15 protein-coding genes and 1 CRISPR repeat array (1 of these 16 running past the window's edge) are annotated in these 18582 nt (G+C 69.7%); of the genes, 13 read left to right on the forward strand and 2 right to left on the reverse strand.

What is annotated here, in order from left to right; genetic code table 11:
• Positions 1 to 2191: a CRISPR direct-repeat array (repeat unit 32 nt; unit sequence GTCGCTCCCCCCGCGGGAGCGTGGATCGAAAC); it begins 89 nt to the left of the window's first position.
• A 209-nt stretch (positions 2192 to 2400) separates the two neighbouring features.
• Entirely contained in the window at positions 2401 to 4167 is a 1767-nt protein-coding gene (locus tag GGQ63_RS10890; RefSeq protein ID WP_183855666.1) for a chloride channel protein, read from the forward strand.
• Positions 4168 to 4174: 7 nt separating this feature from the next.
• Here GGQ63_RS10890 and GGQ63_RS10895 read toward each other — a convergent pair whose 3' ends face one another.
• Positions 4175 to 4891: a DUF930 domain-containing protein gene (locus GGQ63_RS10895; protein WP_183855668.1), complete on the reverse strand. Its 717-nt coding sequence runs from the start codon at positions 4889 to 4891 to the stop codon at positions 4175 to 4177.
• A gap of 179 nt (positions 4892 to 5070) precedes the next feature.
• Between GGQ63_RS10895 and GGQ63_RS10900 the strand changes: the two genes are divergently transcribed.
• The 11 genes from GGQ63_RS10900 (at position 5071) to GGQ63_RS10950 (ending at position 16682) form a co-directional block, all read left to right on the forward strand.
• Positions 5071 to 5811 (forward strand): GntR family transcriptional regulator, encoded by a 741-nt coding sequence (locus GGQ63_RS10900; protein WP_183855669.1) that lies wholly within the window; start codon positions 5071 to 5073, stop codon positions 5809 to 5811.
• Positions 5808 to 6533 (forward strand): SIS domain-containing protein, encoded by a 726-nt coding sequence (locus tag GGQ63_RS10905; protein WP_183855671.1) that lies wholly within the window; start codon positions 5808 to 5810, stop codon positions 6531 to 6533. Before GGQ63_RS10900 ends, GGQ63_RS10905 begins: the two co-directional genes overlap by 4 nt.
• 26 nt (positions 6534 to 6559) lie before the next feature.
• A complete protein-coding gene (locus GGQ63_RS10910; protein WP_183855673.1) occupies positions 6560 to 7846 on the forward strand; it encodes an ABC transporter substrate-binding protein in 1287 nt (428 codons plus the stop codon).
• Between the two features lie 67 nt (positions 7847 to 7913).
• Positions 7914 to 8816 (forward strand): carbohydrate ABC transporter permease, encoded by a 903-nt coding sequence (locus GGQ63_RS10915; protein ID WP_183855675.1) that lies wholly within the window; start codon positions 7914 to 7916, stop codon positions 8814 to 8816.
• Positions 8813 to 9640, forward strand: coding sequence for a carbohydrate ABC transporter permease (locus GGQ63_RS10920; RefSeq protein ID WP_183855677.1), 828 nt, complete (start codon positions 8813 to 8815; stop codon positions 9638 to 9640). The genes GGQ63_RS10915 and GGQ63_RS10920 overlap by 4 nt, the downstream gene beginning before the upstream one ends.
• Positions 9637 to 11133: an FGGY family carbohydrate kinase gene (locus tag GGQ63_RS10925; protein WP_183855679.1), complete on the forward strand. Its 1497-nt coding sequence runs from the start codon at positions 9637 to 9639 to the stop codon at positions 11131 to 11133. The genes GGQ63_RS10920 and GGQ63_RS10925 overlap by 4 nt, the downstream gene beginning before the upstream one ends.
• 199 nt (positions 11134 to 11332) lie before the next feature.
• A complete protein-coding gene (locus tag GGQ63_RS10930) occupies positions 11333 to 12451 on the forward strand; it encodes a LacI family DNA-binding transcriptional regulator (RefSeq protein WP_183855681.1) in 1119 nt (372 codons plus the stop codon).
• Between the two features lie 39 nt (positions 12452 to 12490).
• Positions 12491 to 13780 (forward strand): ABC transporter substrate-binding protein, encoded by a 1290-nt coding sequence (locus GGQ63_RS10935; protein WP_183855683.1) that lies wholly within the window; start codon positions 12491 to 12493, stop codon positions 13778 to 13780.
• Positions 13781 to 13784: 4 nt separating this feature from the next.
• Positions 13785 to 14711 carry a carbohydrate ABC transporter permease gene (locus GGQ63_RS10940; protein WP_343061132.1) on the forward strand — a complete coding sequence of 309 codons (927 nt, stop codon included), beginning with the start codon at positions 13785 to 13787 and terminating at the stop codon, positions 14709 to 14711.
• The gene (locus GGQ63_RS10945; protein WP_183855685.1) at positions 14708 to 15541 is read left to right on the forward strand and encodes a carbohydrate ABC transporter permease; all 834 of its coding nucleotides are present in this window, start codon (positions 14708 to 14710) and stop codon (positions 15539 to 15541) included. The genes GGQ63_RS10940 and GGQ63_RS10945 overlap by 4 nt, the downstream gene beginning before the upstream one ends.
• Before the next feature lie 64 nt (positions 15542 to 15605).
• Positions 15606 to 16682, forward strand: a complete 1077-nt coding sequence (locus GGQ63_RS10950; RefSeq protein WP_183855687.1) for a Gfo/Idh/MocA family oxidoreductase — start codon at positions 15606 to 15608, stop codon at positions 16680 to 16682.
• A gap of 52 nt (positions 16683 to 16734) precedes the next feature.
• Here the strand turns inward: GGQ63_RS10950 and GGQ63_RS10955 are convergent, their stop codons facing one another.
• Positions 16735 to 17901 carry a DNA recombination protein RmuC gene (locus GGQ63_RS10955; RefSeq protein WP_183855689.1) on the reverse strand — a complete coding sequence of 389 codons (1167 nt, stop codon included), beginning with the start codon at positions 17899 to 17901 and terminating at the stop codon, positions 16735 to 16737.
• A gap of 122 nt (positions 17902 to 18023) precedes the next feature.
• On the opposite strand from GGQ63_RS10955, the gene def reads away from it, so the two are divergent.
• Positions 18024 to 18569: a peptide deformylase gene (def, locus tag GGQ63_RS10960; RefSeq protein ID WP_210308470.1), complete on the forward strand. Its 546-nt coding sequence runs from the start codon at positions 18024 to 18026 to the stop codon at positions 18567 to 18569.
• The last annotated feature ends 13 nt before the right edge of the window (positions 18570 to 18582 follow it).

Here is an 18582-nt window from a genome sequence, read left to right on the forward strand (position 1 = left end):
GGATCGAAACATGTCGGCGCCGATGGACCCGCCGTCGACCGTGGGTCGCTCCCCCCGCGGGAGCGTGGATCGAAACATCTTGCGCTCGGCCTCGATGAACGCCTCAGCGGGTCGCTCCCCCCGCGGGAGCGTGGATCGAAACCGGCCTCCCTCAGAGCCGCCATCGTGCAAGCGCGTCGCTCCCCCCGCGGGAGCGTGGATCGAAACCGCGCGCGCCTCTTGGCAAAGGCGCCCGGGGAACGTCGCTCCCCCCGCGGGAGCGTGGATCGAAACGCCGTGACCAAGATCGAGTGGACCGACGAGACGTGTCGCTCCCCCCGCGGGAGCGTGGATCGAAACTCCTCACGCCGCCCGCGTCGACCGGCTCCGCATGCTGTCGCTCCCCCCGCGGGAGCGTGGATCGAAACAGAATGAGCATGATCGCATTGGACGGATTTAAAGTCGCTCCCCCCGCGGGAGCGTGGATCGAAACTGGCAGCTCAAGATCCAGGTCGCATAGACGGTCGGTCGCTCCCCCCGCGGGAGCGTGGATCGAAACCGACCGGGAAGCATCTCGCAGGCCGAGGTCGAGCCGTCGCTCCCCCCGCGGGAGCGTGGATCGAAACATGACCCGCGCAAGGATCCACCCCGCCGAGATCGTCGCTCCCCCCGCGGGAGCGTGGATCGAAACTGATCGACATCGCCGGCAGCGGAGCCCGAATAGGGTCGCTCCCCCCGCGGGAGCGTGGATCGAAACACCGCGGCCTGCGCAGCACGGTATCGCTGTGCGGTCGCTCCCCCCGCGGGAGCGTGGATCGAAACATCGTCGAGGCGGTGCCAGTCGCGGCCACGCCCATGTCGCTCCCCCCGCGGGAGCGTGGATCGAAACGCCCCCATCTCCGCCCCCTCGCGCTCCATCCGGGGGTCGCTCCCCCCGCGGGAGCGTGGATCGAAACGCGGCGCTCCGCGGCGAGGGGACCAATCCTCTGACGTCGCTCCCCCCGCGGGAGCGTGGATCGAAACGTTCCAGGACTGGGTAAAACAGGGCAAAGCGGGCTGTCGCTCCCCCCGCGGGAGCGTGGATCGAAACCATGCCGGCGGAGGTGTGCCGAAGGTCTTTGACCGTCGCTCCCCCCGCGGGAGCGTGGATCGAAACCGCCAAAGTCCTATGAGCCGACGAGCGCCATTCGTCGCTCCCCCCGCGGGAGCGTGGATCGAAACGATCTCGCCACCGCCGAGCGGCGGGTCGACCGGCTGTCGCTCCCCCCGCGGGAGCGGGGATCGAAACTGGGCAGTGGTTCAAGCCCTACACAGGGCAGACGTCGCTCCCCCCGCGGGAGCGTGGATCGAAACTTACGGGCTTCCGTGACGGCCTGCGACGACAACAGTCGCTCCCCCCGCGGGAGCGTGGATCGAAACAAGCGGATCGTCGCGGGAACCCGCATGCCGGCCGTCGCTCCCCCCGCGGGAGCGTGGATCGAAACGCTGAGGGCGAAAAGAAGGGCGCCATGCCGGAGGGTCGCTCCCCCCGCGGGAGCGTGGATCGAAACTCCGACATGATCCTTCGCGCACCCGAGGGCGGTGGTCGCTCCCCCCGCGGGAGCGTGGATCGAAACGGCACGGCCGACGAGATCGCGGCCGGGCTCGGCACGTCGCTCCCCCCGCGGGAGCGTGGATCGAAACGCGGCGCGCGACCCGTGGAGCCCGGCGCTCGACGGGTCGCTCCCCCCGCGGGAGCGTGGATCGAAACGCCTCGGCGTGCTGGACCGGGCCGCCGATCCGCTCGTCGCTCCCCCCGCGGGAGCGTGGATCGAAACGGCTTGATAGAAACAGAGTATGACGCGGACGGCGGTCGCTCCCCCCGCGGGAGCGTGGATCGAAACACCGCCACGCTCGCCTCGGCGGTAACCGCGGCGGGTCGCTCCCCCCGCGGGAGCGTGGATCGAAACATCACCGTCAATGACGGGCTGTCCGACAACGACATGTCGCTCCCCCCGCGGGAGCGTGGATCGAAACTCGTCGATCTCGGCGAGGCGCGCGGTGAGCGGGTGTCGCTCCCCCCGCGGGAGCGTGGATCGAAACGTGCGCCGATTGAAGGTCCTCGCGAGGCCCTGCGGTCGCTCCCCCGCGGGAGCGTGGATCGAAACGGCGGCCCGCGGAACTGGTAGAGCGCGGTCAGCGTCGCTCCCCCCGCGGGAGCGTGGATGGAAACGTAGAAAAGCGAGATCGGATAAGCGCGGTCCGATCGCTGCTTCCCCCCTGCGACCCGGCGCCTCGGCCGCGGGCGGGAGGTTGCCGGGGCGGCGGGGGAGGGGCTATGGAACGGCGGGCGCGGGGCGCGGGGCCGGGGCCGGCCGTTCCGCGGTGCCGACCGGTCTTCTCCTCCGCAGCCGACCCCGCAAGCGAGCCGACGAGGCCCCGTTGTCGACCGAGCCGGCGCGCCTGCGCCTCGTCCGCACCCTGCTGCCGCGGCTGACGCGGTTTCGCGAGATCGGCCTCCTCCTCGTCGCCGCGGCGACGGGCGTGCTCGCCGGCCTCGTCGTGACGGCGATGGGATGGTTCACCCATGCCGCGCACGTGCGCCTCTATGGCGTTGCCGAGGGCAGCCGGCTGAGCGCCCAATCGGCGCTCGCCACGCCGCTCCTCGCCCTGATCCCCGCAGCGGGCGGCGTGGTGATCGGGCTCTCGGCGCTCGCCGCGCGGCATCTTCTCGCCCGGCCGCCGGTCGATCCGATCGAGGCGAATGCGCTCCATGGCGGCCGGATGGGGCTCGGCGAGAGCCTCTTCGTCGCCGGTCAGACCGTCGTTTCGAGCGGCTGCGGCGCCTCGGTCGGCCTCGAGGCGGGCTATACGCAGGCGAGCGCCGCCCTCGCCTCGAAGCTCGGCGGCTTCCTCGAACTCAGGCGCAGCGAAGTCCGCATGCTGGTCGGCTGCGGCGCCGCCGGCGCCATCTCGGCCGCCTTCGGCGCGCCCATTACCGGCGCCTTCTATGCCTTCGAACTGATCATCGGCACCTATACGGTCGCCCTCGTCGCGCCGGTGATGGCGGCTTCGGTCGCCGCGAGCCTCACCGCCGCCTGGCTCGGCGCGGTCGGCACGCCGGTGACGGTCGGCGCCATCCCGGCGATGACGGCGCACGATCTGCTGCCCTTCCTGGCGCTCGGCGTCGTCGGCGGCCTCGCCGCGGTGGCGCTGATGCAGCTCGTCACGGCGGTCGAGCGCGGTTTCTCGGCGCTCCGCTGCCCGCCGGTGCTCCGCCCCGCGCTCGGCGGGCTGGTCGTCGGCGGGCTCGCGCTGTGGAGCCCGGAAGTGCTCTCCTCCGGTCACGGGGCGCTGCATATCGAACTCGGCGCAGAACAGCCCTGGACGCTGCTCGCTCTGCTCTTCGGGCTGAAGGCGCTCGCCTCCGCCGTCTCGCTCGGCGCCGGCTTCCGCGGCGGGCTGTTCTTCGCCTCGCTCTTTCTCGGCGCCCTGCTCGGCAAGCTGTTCGCCGCCGCGCTCGTCGGGGTCGGGGCGGCGGCCGGCGTCGTGCCGGTCGTCGCCGCCGTGGTCGGCATGGCCTCGATGGCGGTCGGCGTGGTCGGCGGCCCGATGACGATGACCTTCCTCGTGCTCGAGACGACCGGCGATCTCGCCATCTCCGTCGCCGTGCTCGCGGTGTCGATCATGTCGGCCGTCGTGGTGCGCGAGACCTTCGGCTATTCCTTCTCGACCTGGCGGCTGCATCTGCGCGGCGAGACCATCCGCAGCGCCCATGACGTCGGCTGGATGCGCAATCTGACGGTCGGCAGCATGATGCGCGCCGATGTGCGCACCGTGCCGCTCGGCGCGACGATCGCCGCCTTCCGCGCCGCCTATCCGCTCGGTGCCGCGCAGCGCGTCATCGCGATCGATCCGGAGGGCCGCTATGCCGGCATCGTCATCGTCGCCGACGCCCATGCCGCGGCGGCGCCGGCGGCCGACGCGACGATCGGGGCGCTGGTGCGCTATCGCGACGCCATCCTCCTGCCCTCGATGAGCGCGGAGGACGCCGCCCGGCTGTTCGAGATCGAGAAGAGCGAGGAGCTCGCCGTGGTCGACGGCAGGGCGACGCTGCGCGTCGTCGGCCTCTTGACCGAGCCGCATCTGCTGCGCCGCTATGCCGAGGAGCTCGACAAGGCGCGGCGCGATCTCGCCGGCGAGCGCTGAGGCGCGGTCAGTCCGCCGGGCCGTCCGTCGCGGTGAGGCCGCGCGCGCTCCAGCTATTGCGCGGAATGCGCTTCTCGACGCGGAAGGCGAAGTCGACGACGCGGGAGAAATCGGCCGCCACCTCGCAGCGGAAGCGCAAGCCATACCATTGCCGCCGGCTGCGGAAGGCGGCGCCGTCGGCCTCGAGCCGCCAGCCGATCCGGCGCGGCTCGGCGAGCGCATAGGCGACCACCGTCTCGGGCAGGAAGCCGCCCGGTCCGTGCCGGATCTGCTCGATCGCCTCGATGTCGCAGAGCTGGATCATCCGCTCGTCATCGGCGAGCTGCGGCAGCGCCTCGCGCACCTGACGGCTGCCCGGCTCGGCGAGGAGGGCGGCGGCGCGCAGCCGCGTCGCCCGCGTCAGGCCGGCCTCCGCCCCGCCGCCCGCCCCCGGTTCGGCCGGCGTCCGCGGTGCCGCGGTGTCCGGCGCGGCGGCGGGCGCCCGTTCGGGCCGCAGCGCGCGAAACGCGCCCGGGCTCAGGATCTCGACCGACACCACCCGTTCCTGCGGCGCGACGATCCGGCCGCGGTCGGGCAGCAGGAAGACGACGAGCGCGGCGAGGAGGTGCAGGCCGAGCGAGGCGAGGAGGGCGAGCGCGAAGGGCTGCCGCCGCAGCCGCGCGGCGAACGGCGCCGGGGCGCCGGGGGAGAGAGCCCGGCGCGCGGACGCGAGAAAGGCGTGCATCGGCCCGTCCGCTGCGACTGATCCGGGAAGAGAGCAGCGTATTTGTGCGGCGCATTGAGGCGGCTTTGCGGCCGGCGGGCCGCACGCCGCGCTGTGGGCCGGCGCCGCGGGGGGACTCGACAACGGGCTCGCTTCGGGTAAGGTCTAGACCGGTTCGATTGGTCTAGACCAGAGACGCGATGGCGGACGACTCTTCCCTCCCGCACTACCGGCGCATCGCCGATGCGCTCGGCGCCTCGATCCGCTCCGGCGCGCTCGCGGTCGGCGGCCGCGTGCCGTCCGAGCGGGAACTGAGCGTCGAGTTCGGGGTCAGCCGGATGACGGCGCGCGGCGCGCTGAAGGCGCTCGTCGAGCAGGGCCTCGTGGCGAGCATCGGCTCGCGCGGCTATTTCGTCGCCGCGAGCCGCATCGACCAGCGCCTGCAGACGCTGACGAGCTTTACCGAGGAGGTCCGCCGCTCGGGCCGCAAGGCGTCGAGCGTCGTGCTCTCCGCGCGCACCGTCGCGGCGCCGGAGGACGTGCTCGGCCCGCTCGGGCTGAAGGCGGGGGAGCGGGTCCATCACCTGCTGCGCCTGCGTCTCGCCGACGGCGTGCCGGTGGCGCTCGAAAGCGCCCATGTGCCGGAGGCGCTCGCGCCCGGCCTGCTCGATGCGGCCGACTTCGCCACCGAATCCCTCTATGCGACGCTGAAGCGGGTGTTCGGCATCCTGCCCGTCGAGGCGGAGAACACCTTCGAGAGCGCGCCGGCCGCCGCCTCCGACGCGCCGATCCTCGACGTCGCCGTTGGCGCGCCGGTGCTGCGCATGACCCGGCTCAGCCTGACGGCCGAGGGCCGGCCGATCGAGTTCGTCCAGTCCGTCTATCGCGGCGACCGCTTCACCATGCGGGTTCGCCTCGCCCCCGGGAGTTCCGACGCATGACCGCCGCCGCGACCTATCTCGACACCGCGATCGGCTTTCTGCGCCGCGCCGCCGAGCGGGAGGCCGGCGCGCTCGCCGCAGCGGCGCTCGCGGCGAGCGAGGCGGTCGCCCGCGGCGGGGTGATCTATCTGTTCGGCACCGGGCACTCGCATCTGATGGCGGAGGAGGGGCATTTTCGCGCCGGCGGGCTCGCCTGCGTCGTGCCGATCCTCGCCACGCCGATCATGCTGCACGAGGGCGCGATCGCGAGCACGCGCTTCGAGCGGATGTCCGGCCTCGCCGAGATCGTGCTCGGCCGCTACCCGATCTCCTCCGGGGACGTGCTGTTCGTCTTCTCGACCAGCGGCGTCAACGCCGTGCCGGTCGAGGCGGCGTCCTATGGCCGGGCGCGCGGCGCCCACGTCGTCGCGATGACCTCGATCGATTATTCGACCGCCGCTGCCCATGGCCGGACCCGGCTCGCCGATGTCGCCGACACGGTGATCGACACCGGTGCACCGCCGGGCGACGCCGCGGTGGCGATCGACGGCACGCTCCATGCCGGCCCGGTCTCGACCGTGCTCGCGGCCGGCCTCTTGAACGCCGTCTTCGTCCAGGTCGCGGCCAATCTCGCCGCGGGCGGACACGAGCCCCCCGTCTATGTCAGCGCCAACATGCCGGGGGCGGCCGAGCGCAACAGGGAACTCGCCGAACGCTATCGGGCGCGCAATCCGCACCTCTAGGGGCGCGGCAACAGAGGGAAGCAACGATGTCTTTGAAGCCGACACTTCTGGCGGGTGCGCTCGCCTTGGCGGGCGCCTTCGGCGCTGCGCCGTCCTATGCGCAGACCGAGGTCAAGCTCTGGCACATGGAGCAGCCGCCGCACCGCGTCGCCCGCATCCAGGAACTGATCGACGCCTTCAACGCCGCCAATCCGGACATCAAGGTGGTGCAGGAGCCGCAGAGCTGGGATCAGGTCTACGCCAAGGTCCCGGCGGCGATCGCGGCCGGCAATCCGCCGGACATGCTGTTCGCCATCCCCGATTTCACCACCGTGGTGCGCAAGGTCGACCAGCTCGAATCGGTCGCCGATTTCGTCAAGGAGCTCGACGCGGAGCACGGCTTCGTGCCGGCGGCGGTCGAGCCCTACAGCTATGACGGCGGCGTCTGGGCGGTTCCTCTCTACAACATGGCGCTGTCGCTCTGGTACAACAAGAAGATGCTGGACGATGCCGGCGTCGCCCCGCCGAAGACCTGGAGCGAGTGGAAGGCCGCCGCGCAGACCCTCTCCAAGGACGGCATCGTCGGTGTCGGCCTGCCCGCCAACAAGCAGCTCTATACCGACCAGACCACCTATGCCGTGATGGTCAACAACGGCGCGTCGGACCTCTTCAATGCCGACGGTTCGATCGCCTTCGATAACGAGAAGACGGTCGGGGCCTATGATTTCTACAAGGATCTCTATCAATATTCGTCGCCCGATGCGGCGAACTGGACCTGGGGCGAGGCCGAGGCCTGCTTCTCCAGCGAGACCTGCGCGATGATCCTGCAGTTCACGGTGATCAGCACCTATGACGCGCAGGGCGGCGGCGACGCGGCCAATCTCGGCGTCGCGCCGGTGCCGCACGCCGATGATCAGGCCGACTCCTCGACGATCGCCTATTCGAACGGCGTGATGTTCCTGTCGAAGGATCCGGCGAAGCGCGAGGCGTCGAAGAAGTTCATCCGCTTCCTGCTCCAGCCCGACAATTACGGCAAGTTCCTCACCATGGAGCCCGGCCTCTTCCTGCCGGTCACCAAGGATGGTGCCGCCGCCGGGACCTTCTGGAGCGATCCGCTCGTCGTGAAGTACAAGAGCCAGGTCGAGCAGATGATCAAGAATGCCGACCGCGGCATGCTGTTCGGCTTCACCGGCGGCCATGTCTTCCCGGCGATCGGCGCCATCTCGGCGCAGAACATGCTCGCCGAGACGCTGCAGAAGGTGGTGATCAACGGCAGCGACGCCGCGACCGCCGTCAAGGAAGGCGCCGCCGCGATGACCGAGGCCACCAAGTAAGAGCCCCCGAAGCGAAGGGCGGGCGGGGGCTCCGGCCCCCGCCCGGCCCGATCCCGCGGACGCGCGCATGACCCCGAAGACGCTCCGGCCCGCCCGCCGCTCGGCGGGCCTCCTGCCCTATCTCCTGATCGCGCCGGCGCTCGGGCTCCTCGCCGCGACGCTCGTCATCCCGATCGTCTCGGCAGTCGACATCAGCCTGCACGACATCCGCGTCATCGGCGCCGCCGGGCCGTTCTCCGGCGCCGACAACTATCTGCGGGTGCTCGCCGACCCGACCTTCTGGGCGGCGCTCGGCACCAGCGCGGTCTGGGTGGTCGGCAATGCGCTCGTCCAGACCCTCCTCGCCGTCATCGCCGCCCTCGTCCTCGACCAGCGCTTTCCCGGCGTCCGCATCGCCCGGGTCTGGATCATCCTGACCTGGATCGTGCCGACCGTGGTGATCGTCATCATCTGGCGCTGGCTCCTGTCACCCTCGGGCGGTCTGGTCAATCCGCTGCTCATCCAGCTCGGCCTGATCGACCGGCCGGTCGGCTTCTTCGCGAGCGGGCCGATGGCGATGACGAGCCTCATCCTCATCAATTCCTGGCGCTGGTTCCCCTTCGTCGCGGTCATGCTGCTCGCCGCCCTGCAGCGCATCCCGGCGGACGTCTACGAGGCGGCGGCGGTCGACGGCGCCAATCCGCTTCAACGCTTCTTCGCCATCACCTGGCCGCTCCTCAAGCCCACCCTTCTCGTCCTCACCGTGATGGGCACGCTGCTCTCCTTCAACGTCTTCGACGTGATCTGGCTTCTGACCGCCGGCGGGCCGGCCGGGGCGACGCGCACCCTGCCGGTGCTGATCTACGAGACGGCCTTCAAGGCCTACCGGATGGGCGATGCGGCGGCGATGTCGGTGATCGCCAGTCTCCTGATGATCGGCCTCGCCGTGATGCTGCTCGAGACGCTCGCCCCGAAGGAGAAGCGGTCATGAAGCGCGGCCTCGCCGGCACGGCGGCGCTCCTCCTCGGCCTGCTCGTCCTCGCGCTCGTCGTGCTTTTCCCGATGTGGGCGGTGCTGTCGAGCTCGATCAAGCTGCCGCGCGAGATCATCCATCGCATCCCGACCTATTTCCCGAAGAGCTTCACGCTCCAGCACTACCAGAAGCTCCTCGCCACCTCGGATTTCCCGGCCTATTTCGGCAACAGCCTCGTCGTCGCGCTGCTCTCCGCGGCGATCACCGTGGCGCTCGCCACGCTCGCGGGCTATGCTTTCTTCCGCCTCGAATTCCGCGGCCGCGAGCTGATCTACCGGATGGTGATGGTCGCCTATGCCTTCCCCTCGATCGTCATCCTGATCCCGATCTATCTGATGTTCGCGAAGCTCGGCCTGATCGACACCCGCACCGCGCTCGTCATCGTCAACGTCACCTTCGCGCTGCCCTTCTCGATCTGGATGATGCGGACCTTCTTCGCCGCCCTGCCGCACGAGCTCGAGGAGGCGGCGGCGATCGACGGCGCATCGCTCTTCGAGACCGCGCGCTATGTGCTGGTGCCGCTCCTCGGGCCCGGCATGGCCTCGATCGCCGTCTTCGCTTTCGTGTCGAGCTGGACGGAATATCTCTTCGCCTCCGTGCTCATCCTGTCGGATGCGAAGCGGACGATTCCGGTCGGCCTGTCGGGCATCATCGGCCAGTATCAGATCGACTGGGGCCTGCTGCTCGCCGGCGCCTCGCTGTCGATCCTGCCGGTCGTCGTCTTCTTCGCCTTTGTCGGCCGCTTCTTCGTCTCCGGTCTCACCGAGGGCGCCGTCAAGTGATCGAGGCGGTGCTCGGCATCGACATCGGCACCTCGGCCGTCAAGGCGGTGCTGGTCGATGCCGGGGCGCGGATGCTTTCGACCGGCCGCGCGCCCTATCCGACGCGGCAGCCGGTCGAGGGCTGGTCGGAGCAGGACCCGGAGGACTGGCGCCGCGCCGCCATCCTTGCGGTCGGCGCCGCGCTCGCCGAGGCGGAGGCCGCCGGCGGGCCGGCGATCGTCCGCGCGGTCTCCTTCAGCGGCCATATGAGCGCGCCGGTGCTCGTCGATGCGGCGGGCCGCGCGCTCGCGCCCTGCCTCACCATCACCGACCAGCGTGCGGCGAGCATGGTTCCGGCGATCGGCGCCGATCTCGCCGCCGCGCTCGTCGCCCGCACCGGCAACAAGCCGGTCGGCCATCTCGTCCTGCCGCGGCTCCTCTGGTGGCAGCATCACCATCCCGACATCTGGGCGGCGACCCGCGCGGTGCTCTCGCCGAAGGATTGGCTGCGCGTCTGGATGACCGGCACGCGCGAAACCGACACCACCGATGCCGGCAACTCGATGCTGTTCGACCCGGCGCGCTGGGATTTCGCGCCCGACCTCGCCGAGGCCGCCGGCATCGATCCGGCGAAGCTGCCGCCGATCCGCCGGCCGGACGCCGTCGCCGGCCCGCTCCTTGCCGACCCGGCGGCCGAACTCGGCCTTCCGGCCGGCCTGCCGGTGATCGTCGGCGCGGCCGACATGGCGGCCGCGATCCTCGGCACCGGCGTCGATCTCTCCGGCGATGTCGCGGTGACGATCGGCACCAGCGCCAATGTGATCGCCGGCGTGCCGGGCATCGACGCGGCGCTCGTCGAACCCTTCAACACCCTGCCTTCCGTCGAGCCCGGCGTGCTCTATGCGATCGCCTCGCATTTCGGCGGCGGCGGCGCGCTCGCCTGGCTCGCCGGCCTCGTCACCGGCGCGGCGACGCCCGATCCGGGCTGGATCGGGCCGATCGCGGCCGAGGCGGCGGCGCTGCCGCTCGGCAGCGAGGGGCTGATCTTCCTGCCCTATCTCGCCGGCGCCGGCAGTCCCGATTTCGACCCCGAGGCGCGTGGTGGCTTTCTCGGTCTGTCGATGAAGCACGGCCGGGCGCATCTCCTGCGGGCGATCGTCGAAGGCGTCTCGGCCGATCTCTGCCTGTCGATCGAGCGGCTCGGCCGGCTCGCGCCGCAACGGCGCATCGTCTTTTCGGGTGGCGGCTCGCGCGTGCCCTTCTGGGCCGGCCTGCTCGCCGATCTCTCCGGCCTGCCGGTGGTGCCGGCCGCCACCGCGGACGCCTCCGCGCTCGGCGCGGCGCTGCTCGCCGGGCTCGGTATCGGCTGGTATGGCGGCGATCTCGCCGCCGCCCGCCGCCTCGCCGCCCCGCGCGCGACGCCGATCGCGCCCGGTGAGGGCGCTGCCGGAAGGGTGCTGCGCGCCCGCTTCGCCGCCGCCCGGCGTGCCCGCCGCCCGGACCGGCTGGGATAGTCCTCCGCGCCATCCCGGTACCGGCGGGAACCGGCGGGCCGGGCTCCATCGGTTCGATGGTCATGGTCGTCGCCTCGCGCCCTCCGGAATGACGGGTCCCCGCCAGCCGTTCCGGCTCGTTCAATCCGCATTGACACTCTGAGATCGATCTCATAGCCTTGTGAGATCGATCTCAGGTCGCGAGGAGGGCGGCGCTGCGATGAGGCCCCGGTCCGTCACATTGCTCGACGTCGCCCGCGCCGCCGGCGTTTCGCGCGCCACGGTCGCCCGCGTCATCAATGGCGACGGCTATGTCGGGGAGGAGACCCGGAGCCGCGTCGAGGCGGCGGTGCAGGCGACCGGCTATCGGCCGAACGTCGTCGCCCGCGGGCTGCGCACCCAGCGCAGCTATACGATCGGCCACATCGTGCTCGAGATCGGCGCCAACCCGTTCTTCACCCATGTCGTGCGCGCGGTCGAGGGCGAGGCGCTCGCCAATGGCTACAAGACCTTTCTCTTCAACCACAAGGGCAACACGGCCGACGAGCGGCTGGCGGTCGAGAGCTTCATCGAGCGGCGCGTCGACGCGGTGATCTTCACCTATGCGCAGGACGCCGCGAACATCGCGCTGCTGCGCGCCGCCGCCATGCCGGTGGTGCAGATCGAGCGGCAGCGCACCGGCGACACGAGCGCGGTGTTGGTCGACAATCCGGCCGGCGTGCGGATGGCGATGCGCCATCTGATCGGCCTCGGCCACCGCCGCATCGCCTTCATCGGCGGCGATCCGGCGCTCTACCCGCACGCCCGCATCCAGCCGCGCTCGATCGAGGAGGAGCGGCTCGACACCTATCGCGATTGTCTGCGCGAAGCGGGCATCGACCCCGATCCCGACCTCGTCCGGCTCGGCCGCTACATCAAGCTCGGCGCGGACGGCTCGGATAGCGAGGGTTATCGCCACACGCGCGACCTGCTCGCCCTCGCCGAGCGGCCGACCGCGCTCTTCGTCGGCACCGACATGCTGGCGACCGGCGCGCTGCAGGCGCTCTACGAGGCGCGGCTGCGCGTGCCCGACGACATCGCGCTGGTCGGCTTTGACGACACGCTCGCCCCGCATCTGGCGCCGAAACTGACATCGGTCGCGCAGCCGATGGCCGAGCTCGGCCTCACCGCCTTCCAGCTCGCCCTCGCCGCGATCGAGGATCCGCGGAGCGCGCCACGGGTCGTCACGCTCGCGCCGCACCTCGTCGTCCGCCAGTCGACGGCGCCGCCGTCCGGCTCAACCCGTCCCGCAGATCCCCCGGCCCGAGAAGGAGAAATCGCCTCCCGCCAGACCGTCTGACGACCGACGAAAACCACCAATCCAAGGGAACGAAACGCCATGACCATTTTCAGCCAGCTCCGGCAGCGGGGCGCGGCCCGGTATCTCGCGTCCATCGCGGCCGGCGCGCTCATCGGCCTCTCGACGCTCTCCGCCTCGGCGCAGCAGCCCGTCACGCTCAATTTCTGGGACATGATCTGGGGCCCGCCGGAATATATCGACGCGGCGAAGGGCCTCGTCGACCAGTTCAACACCGAACACCCCGAGATCAAGGTCGAATACCGCTCGGTGCCGTGGAACAACTGGTACCAGACCTTCGTCACCGCGATCGGCGCCGGCACCGCGCCGGACGTCTCGACCGGTGCCGGCTATCAGGCGGTGCAGCTCTACGATCTCGGCGCCATCCGGCCGGTCGACGATCTCGTCGAGGAGATGAAGGCCTCGGGCGATCTCGACGACTTCCTGCCCGGCACGGTCGATACGCTGCGCTATGACGACCATTACGTCGCGCTGCCCTGGGGCCTCGACATCCGCGTCTGGTTCTATCGCAAGGACCTGCTCGAGGCGGCCGGCATCGCCGTGCCGACCAACTGGCAGGAGCTGCGCGACGCGGCGAAGGCGCTCACCAAGGACGGCAAATACGGCGTCGTCGCCTCCGGTGACACCGGCGGCTCGCACTACATCTACAACGCCATCCTCAACAATGGCGGCGGCCTCTTCACCGCGGACCGCAAGCTCGACCTGAAGAGCGAGCGCAATGTCGAGGCGTTGCAATATCTCGCCGGCATGGCGGCGGACGGCTCGGTGAGCCCGGCGAGCGTCGGCTACAATTCCGACGACCGGCGCGGCGCCTTCACCCGCGGCGAGGCCGCCTTCATGCTCGACGGCCCCGGCGCGATCGACCAGGCCGGCGACCAGGCGGCGAATATCGGCATCGTGCCTCCGCTCGCCGGTCCGCATGGCGACAAGGGCACGATCTTCTGGGTCAACAACATCATGGTCTATCAGCAGACCCAGCACCCCGAAGAGGTGAAGACCTTCCTCAAGTGGTGGTCGAAGAACCAGAAGGAACTCTGGACCAAGGGCCGCTCCGGCCAGTTGCCGACCCGCGCCTCGATCGCCGCCGATCCCTATTTCACCGGGAGCCCGTCGCGCTCCTATGTGCTCGAGAATTATGTCCCGACCGGCAAGACCACCGCGACCCAGGCCGAAGGCATCTTCCCGGCGCTCAACGAGGTCGAGGGCGAGGGCGTGATGCAGACGCTCGTCCAGGAAATCTGGCAGGGCAAGGATCTCGGCGCCTCCCTCGACACGGCCGAGCAGCGGCTGCGCGGCATTCTCGGGGAGTGACCGCGTGACAACGGCCCAGAACGTCCTCCCCCGGGCCGCCGGGTCCTGGCGCGAAAGCGCCAGGGCCTGGATCCGCTCCGGCGGCGCCCTGCCTTTCCTGCTTCTCGCGCCGTCCGTCATCCTGATGCTGACGGTGATCGCCTATCCGATCGTCACCGGCTTCTACTATTCCTTCACCGACGGCTCGCTGCTGAAATTCGGCCGCTTCATCGGCCTCGACAATTACACCGAGCTGCTCGTCTCGCGCGATTTCCACCGCGCCGTCGTCTTCAGCCTCGTCTTCGCGGCGGCGAACGTCGCCGGCTGCTATCTGCTCGGCCTCGGTCTCGCGCTGCTCATGAACCAGGAAGTGCCCGGCCGCGCCTTCTTCCGCGTCGCGCTGCTGTTGCCCTGGATCGTGCCGTCGATCGTCTCGATCGTCTCGTGGCGCTGGATGATGGCGGACGACCGCGCCCTCTTCAACCAGATCATCGGCTTCTTCGGCGGCAGCCCGATCTTCTTCCTGTCCGACGAGCACTGGGCAACGGTGGCCGTCATCGTGATCAAGATCTGGCGGAGCTTCCCCTTCATGATGCTGTCGCTGCTCGCCGCGCTGCAGGGCATCGACCGGACGCTCTACGAGGCCGCCGAGATCGACGGCGCGACCCGCTGGCAGGCCTTCCGCCATGTGACGATGCCGCAGATCGCCAACATCTCGATCGTGCTCGGCCTCCTGATGACGATCTGGTCGGTGAACGATTTCGACACGCCGTGGCTCTTGACCCAGGGCGGACCGGCCAACGCCACCGAGAACCTCGTCCTGCTCGCCTACCGCTACACCTTCGGCCGCAACGATGTCGGTCTCGGCTCTGCCACCTCCTTCGTCACGCTGATCATCCTGATGGGGCTCGTCGTCGTCATGCTCCGCCGCCAGAAGGGAGCCGACCGATGAACCGCGCTCCGACGGCCGTTCAGCGCTGGCGCCGCTTCGCAGTCCTCCTCGTCATCGTGCTCCTCATCAATTTCCCGATCATCCTGATGGGGCTCAATTCGCTGCAGACGACGCAGCAATTGATGGCGAGCCGCAGCCTGTGGCCGGAAATGCCGACGCTCGCCAACTACTTCTATCTCTCCGAGCGGACGAATTTCTGGCGCTTCCTGACCAATTCGATGATCGTCTCTGGCGGGGCGACGCTGTTCGGCCTGGTCGCCGCCTCGTTCGCCGGCTACGCGCTGTCGCGCTATCGCGGCCGCTTCCTGACGGGCTTCTCGCGCTCGCTCTTCGTCGTGCAGATGTTCCCGATCATCCTCGCGCTGATCCCGCTCTTCATCCTCTTCCGCAACCTCGGGCTGATCAACAACCCGCTCTCGGTGATCATCGTCTACACGGTCGTTCACCTGCCCTTCGCGACCTGGATGGCGCGGGCCTTCTTCGACACCATCCCGCGCGAGCTGGAGGAGGCGGCCCTCGTCGACGGCTGCTCGCGCTTCGGCGCCTTCATCCGCATCGTCCTGCCGCTCTCCGGTCCGGGCCTCGCGGCGATCGCGATCTTCTCCTTCCTCTTCTCCTACAACGAGTTCTTCGTCGCCAACGTCTTCCTCAAGGACGAATCGACGATGACGCTGCCGGTCGGCATCACGATGTTCATGCAGCAATACTCGACCGACTGGGGAAGCCTGATGGCCGCGGCGACGGTGACGGTGATCCCGACCTTCATCCTCTTCCTCGGCATCCAGAAATACATCACCTACGGCGCCGTCTCCGGCGGCGTGAAGGGATGACGCGCCTCGCGGCGGAGCGTCTCGCCCCGCCGCACCCCCCGAAAAGCTCCCAAGGAAACATCTCGTGTCCCAGACCCTTCGCGTCGGCATCGTCGGCTGCGGTGAAGTCGCCCAGACGATCCACATCCCCGGCCTGCTCCAGCTCCACGACCTCTTCACGATCACCGCGCTGTGCGACGTCAGCCCGCGCGTCCTCTCCGCGGTCGGCGCGCGCCTGCCCGATGCCGAGCGCTTCCTCGACCATCGCGAACTGGTCGAGAGCGCCGCGGTCGACGTGGTGCTCGTCGCCAATCCGCACGTCTATCACGCGCCCGTCGCGATCGACGCGATGCGGGCCGGCAAGCATGTGCTGATCGAGAAGCCGATGTGCGTCACCCTCGCCGAGGCGGACGCGCTCGCCGAAGCGGAGGCTCGCTATGGCGTCACGGCGCAGATCGGCTTCATGCGCCGCTATGCGCCGGCCTTCACCGAGGCGGTCGAACACGTCTCGAAGATCCGCGGCGATATCATCCTCGCCCGCGTCCACGACGTGATCGGGCCGAATGCCCGGATCATCGATTCGACCTCGACCGTCATCCGCGGCACCGATCTGCCGGACAGCCTGATCGAGCGGACGAAGGCGGCGATGGCGGCCTCCGTCGAGGCGGCGATCGGCATCGGCGAGGGGCCGGTGGCGGTCGCCTACAACCTGCTGCTCGGTCTCTCCTCGCACGACATCTCGGCGATGCGCGAGCTGATCGGCCTGCCGAAGGCGGTGCTGCACGCCACCCAGAGAAAGGGCGGCCGGGTGCTCACCGGCACGTTCGACTATGGCGACTTCGTCTGCCAGTTCGAGACCGGCGTCGACCAGATCGCCCATTTCGACGCGCATCTCGAGGTCTACACGCCGACCGAGATCGTCCGCGTCGATTACGACACGCCCTATGTCCGCAACCAGCCGGCGCGGATGAGCGTGATCCGGAGCCATGGTCCGGCCGGCATCGCGGCGACGACGAGCTATCCGACGCGCGGCGATTCCTTCGTCGTCGAATGGCGCGCCTTCCACGACAATGTGACGGCGAAGAAGACGCCGAAGACGACGATCGCCGATGCGCGCGATGATCTCGAACTGTTCCGCGCCATGATCCGGCTGATGGCCTGACCGGCGGTGCCATGCCCGTCCCGCCGGCCGCGTCGGCCCGGCGGGCGTAGCCTCAGGCGCCGGCGAGCAGGTCCGGCTGGCGCTCGCGCTCGATCTCCTCGCCGAGATCGAGCGCCTCGATCTTCTCGCCGCGGCTCGCGAGCTTGCGGGTCGAGACGAGGATGTCGTCGATGTCCCGGCTCGCCTGGCCGAAATGGCTCTGCAATTTGCCGACGCGCTCGTTCAGCCGGCCGACATCCTTGATCAGCTCGGCCACCTCGCGCTGGATCAGATGCGCCTGTTCGCGCATCCGCACGTCCTTCAGCACCGCCTGCATCACCTGGATCGAGAGCATCAGCAGCGAGGGCGAGACGATCACGACGCGCGCCCTGAGCGCCGCCTGGACGATATCCTCGAAGCGCTCGTGGATGTCGGCGAAGACCGATTCCGACGGCACGAACATGAAGGCGGTGTCCTGCGTCTCGCCGGCGATCAGATAGCGCTCGGCGATGTCGCGCACATGCTTGCCGACATCGCGGCGGAACTGCGTCTCGGCCGCCTTCACGGCCTCGGGGCCTTCCGCGGCGCGGATGGCGTTCCATCCCTCGAGCGGGAATTTCGCGTCGACGACGAGCATCGGCGCGCCGTTCGGGAAGAAGACGACGCAGTCCGGCCGGGTGCCGTTCGACAGCGTCGCCTGGAAGGCATAGCCGCCCATCGGCAGGCCGTCGGCGACGATCGCCTCCATCCGCGCCTGGCCGAAGGCGCCGCGGGTCTGCTTGTTGGCGAGCACCTGCTGCAGCGAGACCACCTCGCGCGACAGTTCGGTGATGTTCTTCTGCGCCGTGTCGATCACAGCCAGCCGCTCGGCGAGGCGCGACAGGCTCTCGTGCGTGTTCTTCGTCGCGTCCGACACGGTCTGTCCGAGCCGGTGGCCGAAGCGGTCGAGCCGCTCGTTGAGGCCGCTCACGAGATCCGACTGGCGGGCGCCGAACACCTCCGCGATCGTCTGCATCCGCCCGGTCATCTCGCCCTGCAGGCGCATCAGCTCGCCGAGGCGCATTTCGAGCTCCTCGGCGCGCGCCGCGGCCTCCTCCTCGGCCACGCGGCTGCGCGCTGCCGCAGCCGGGAGCGCGGCGAGCACGACGAGGAAGAGGAGCAGGATCGCGCCGCCGGAAGCGGCGAGCGCTTGCATGGCGGTCACCGGCCACCCGGCGATCTGGAAGAGAACGGCGTTCATCGCCCGATCCTAGCGCGATTCGGCGGTGACCGATACAAAACAGGAACATGGCCCCGCGCCGCTCGGTTGACCCGCCGCGGCACGTCACTTATGTGACGGCAGCCCTCGAACCCGCTGCTGACATGGCCAAGCTCGACATCATCACCCTGCCCGATCCGCTCCTCCGCCGCGTCAGCGAGAAGGTCGAGCGCGTCGACGACGATCTCCGCCGCTTCCTCGACGACATGCTGGAGACGATGTACGAGGCGCCCGGCATCGGCCTCGCCGCGATCCAGGTCGGCGTGCCGCGCCGCATCGTGACGATCGACGTCGCGACCCGCGAGGACGGCGAGAAGCGGCCGCTCTTCCTCATCAATCCGGAGATCGTCGCGGCGTCCGACGAGCCCTCCGTCTATGAGGAGGGGTGTCTGTCGATCCCCGACTACTACGCCGAGGTCGAGCGGCCGGCCGCGGTGACGGTGCGCTTCCTCGACCGCGACGGAGCGCAGCAGGAAATCCGTGCGGAGGGCCTGCTCGCCACCTGCGTCCAGCACGAGGTCGACCACCTCGATGGCAAGCTGTTCATCGACCATCTGTCGCGGCTGAAACGCGACATGGTCATCCGCAAGTTCACGAAGGCCGCGAAGACCGGGACGAAGCCGAGCTTCGACGGAAAGCGCGAGGACTGAGCGTCGAGCGTCG

This window comes from Prosthecomicrobium pneumaticum (assembly GCF_014199915.1).
GTDB lineage: Bacteria > Pseudomonadota > Alphaproteobacteria > Rhizobiales > Kaistiaceae > Prosthecomicrobium > Prosthecomicrobium pneumaticum.

What these genes read in the sequence shown, in the direction of transcription:
- GGQ63_RS10895 (WP_183855668.1), bottom strand. Translation starts at nt 4,891, where the DNA reads ATGCACGCCTTTCTCGCGTCCGCGCGCCGGGCTCTCTCCCCCGGCGCC.
- GGQ63_RS10900 (WP_183855669.1), top strand. Translation starts at nt 5,071, where the DNA reads ATGGCGGACGACTCTTCCCTCCCGCACTACCGGCGCATCGCCGATGCG.
- GGQ63_RS10905 (WP_183855671.1), top strand. Translation starts at nt 5,808, where the DNA reads ATGACCGCCGCCGCGACCTATCTCGACACCGCGATCGGCTTTCTGCGC.
- GGQ63_RS10910 (WP_183855673.1), top strand. Translation starts at nt 6,560, where the DNA reads ATGTCTTTGAAGCCGACACTTCTGGCGGGTGCGCTCGCCTTGGCGGGC.
- GGQ63_RS10915 (WP_183855675.1), top strand. Translation starts at nt 7,914, where the DNA reads ATGACCCCGAAGACGCTCCGGCCCGCCCGCCGCTCGGCGGGCCTCCTG.
- GGQ63_RS10920 (WP_183855677.1), top strand. Translation starts at nt 8,813, where the DNA reads ATGAAGCGCGGCCTCGCCGGCACGGCGGCGCTCCTCCTCGGCCTGCTC.
- GGQ63_RS10930 (WP_183855681.1), top strand. Translation starts at nt 11,333, where the DNA reads ATGAGGCCCCGGTCCGTCACATTGCTCGACGTCGCCCGCGCCGCCGGC.
- GGQ63_RS10935 (WP_183855683.1), top strand. Translation starts at nt 12,491, where the DNA reads ATGACCATTTTCAGCCAGCTCCGGCAGCGGGGCGCGGCCCGGTATCTC.
- GGQ63_RS10945 (WP_183855685.1), top strand. Translation starts at nt 14,708, where the DNA reads ATGAACCGCGCTCCGACGGCCGTTCAGCGCTGGCGCCGCTTCGCAGTC.
- GGQ63_RS10955 (WP_183855689.1), bottom strand. Translation starts at nt 17,901, where the DNA reads ATGAACGCCGTTCTCTTCCAGATCGCCGGGTGGCCGGTGACCGCCATG.
- def (WP_210308470.1), top strand. Translation starts at nt 18,024, where the DNA reads ATGGCCAAGCTCGACATCATCACCCTGCCCGATCCGCTCCTCCGCCGC.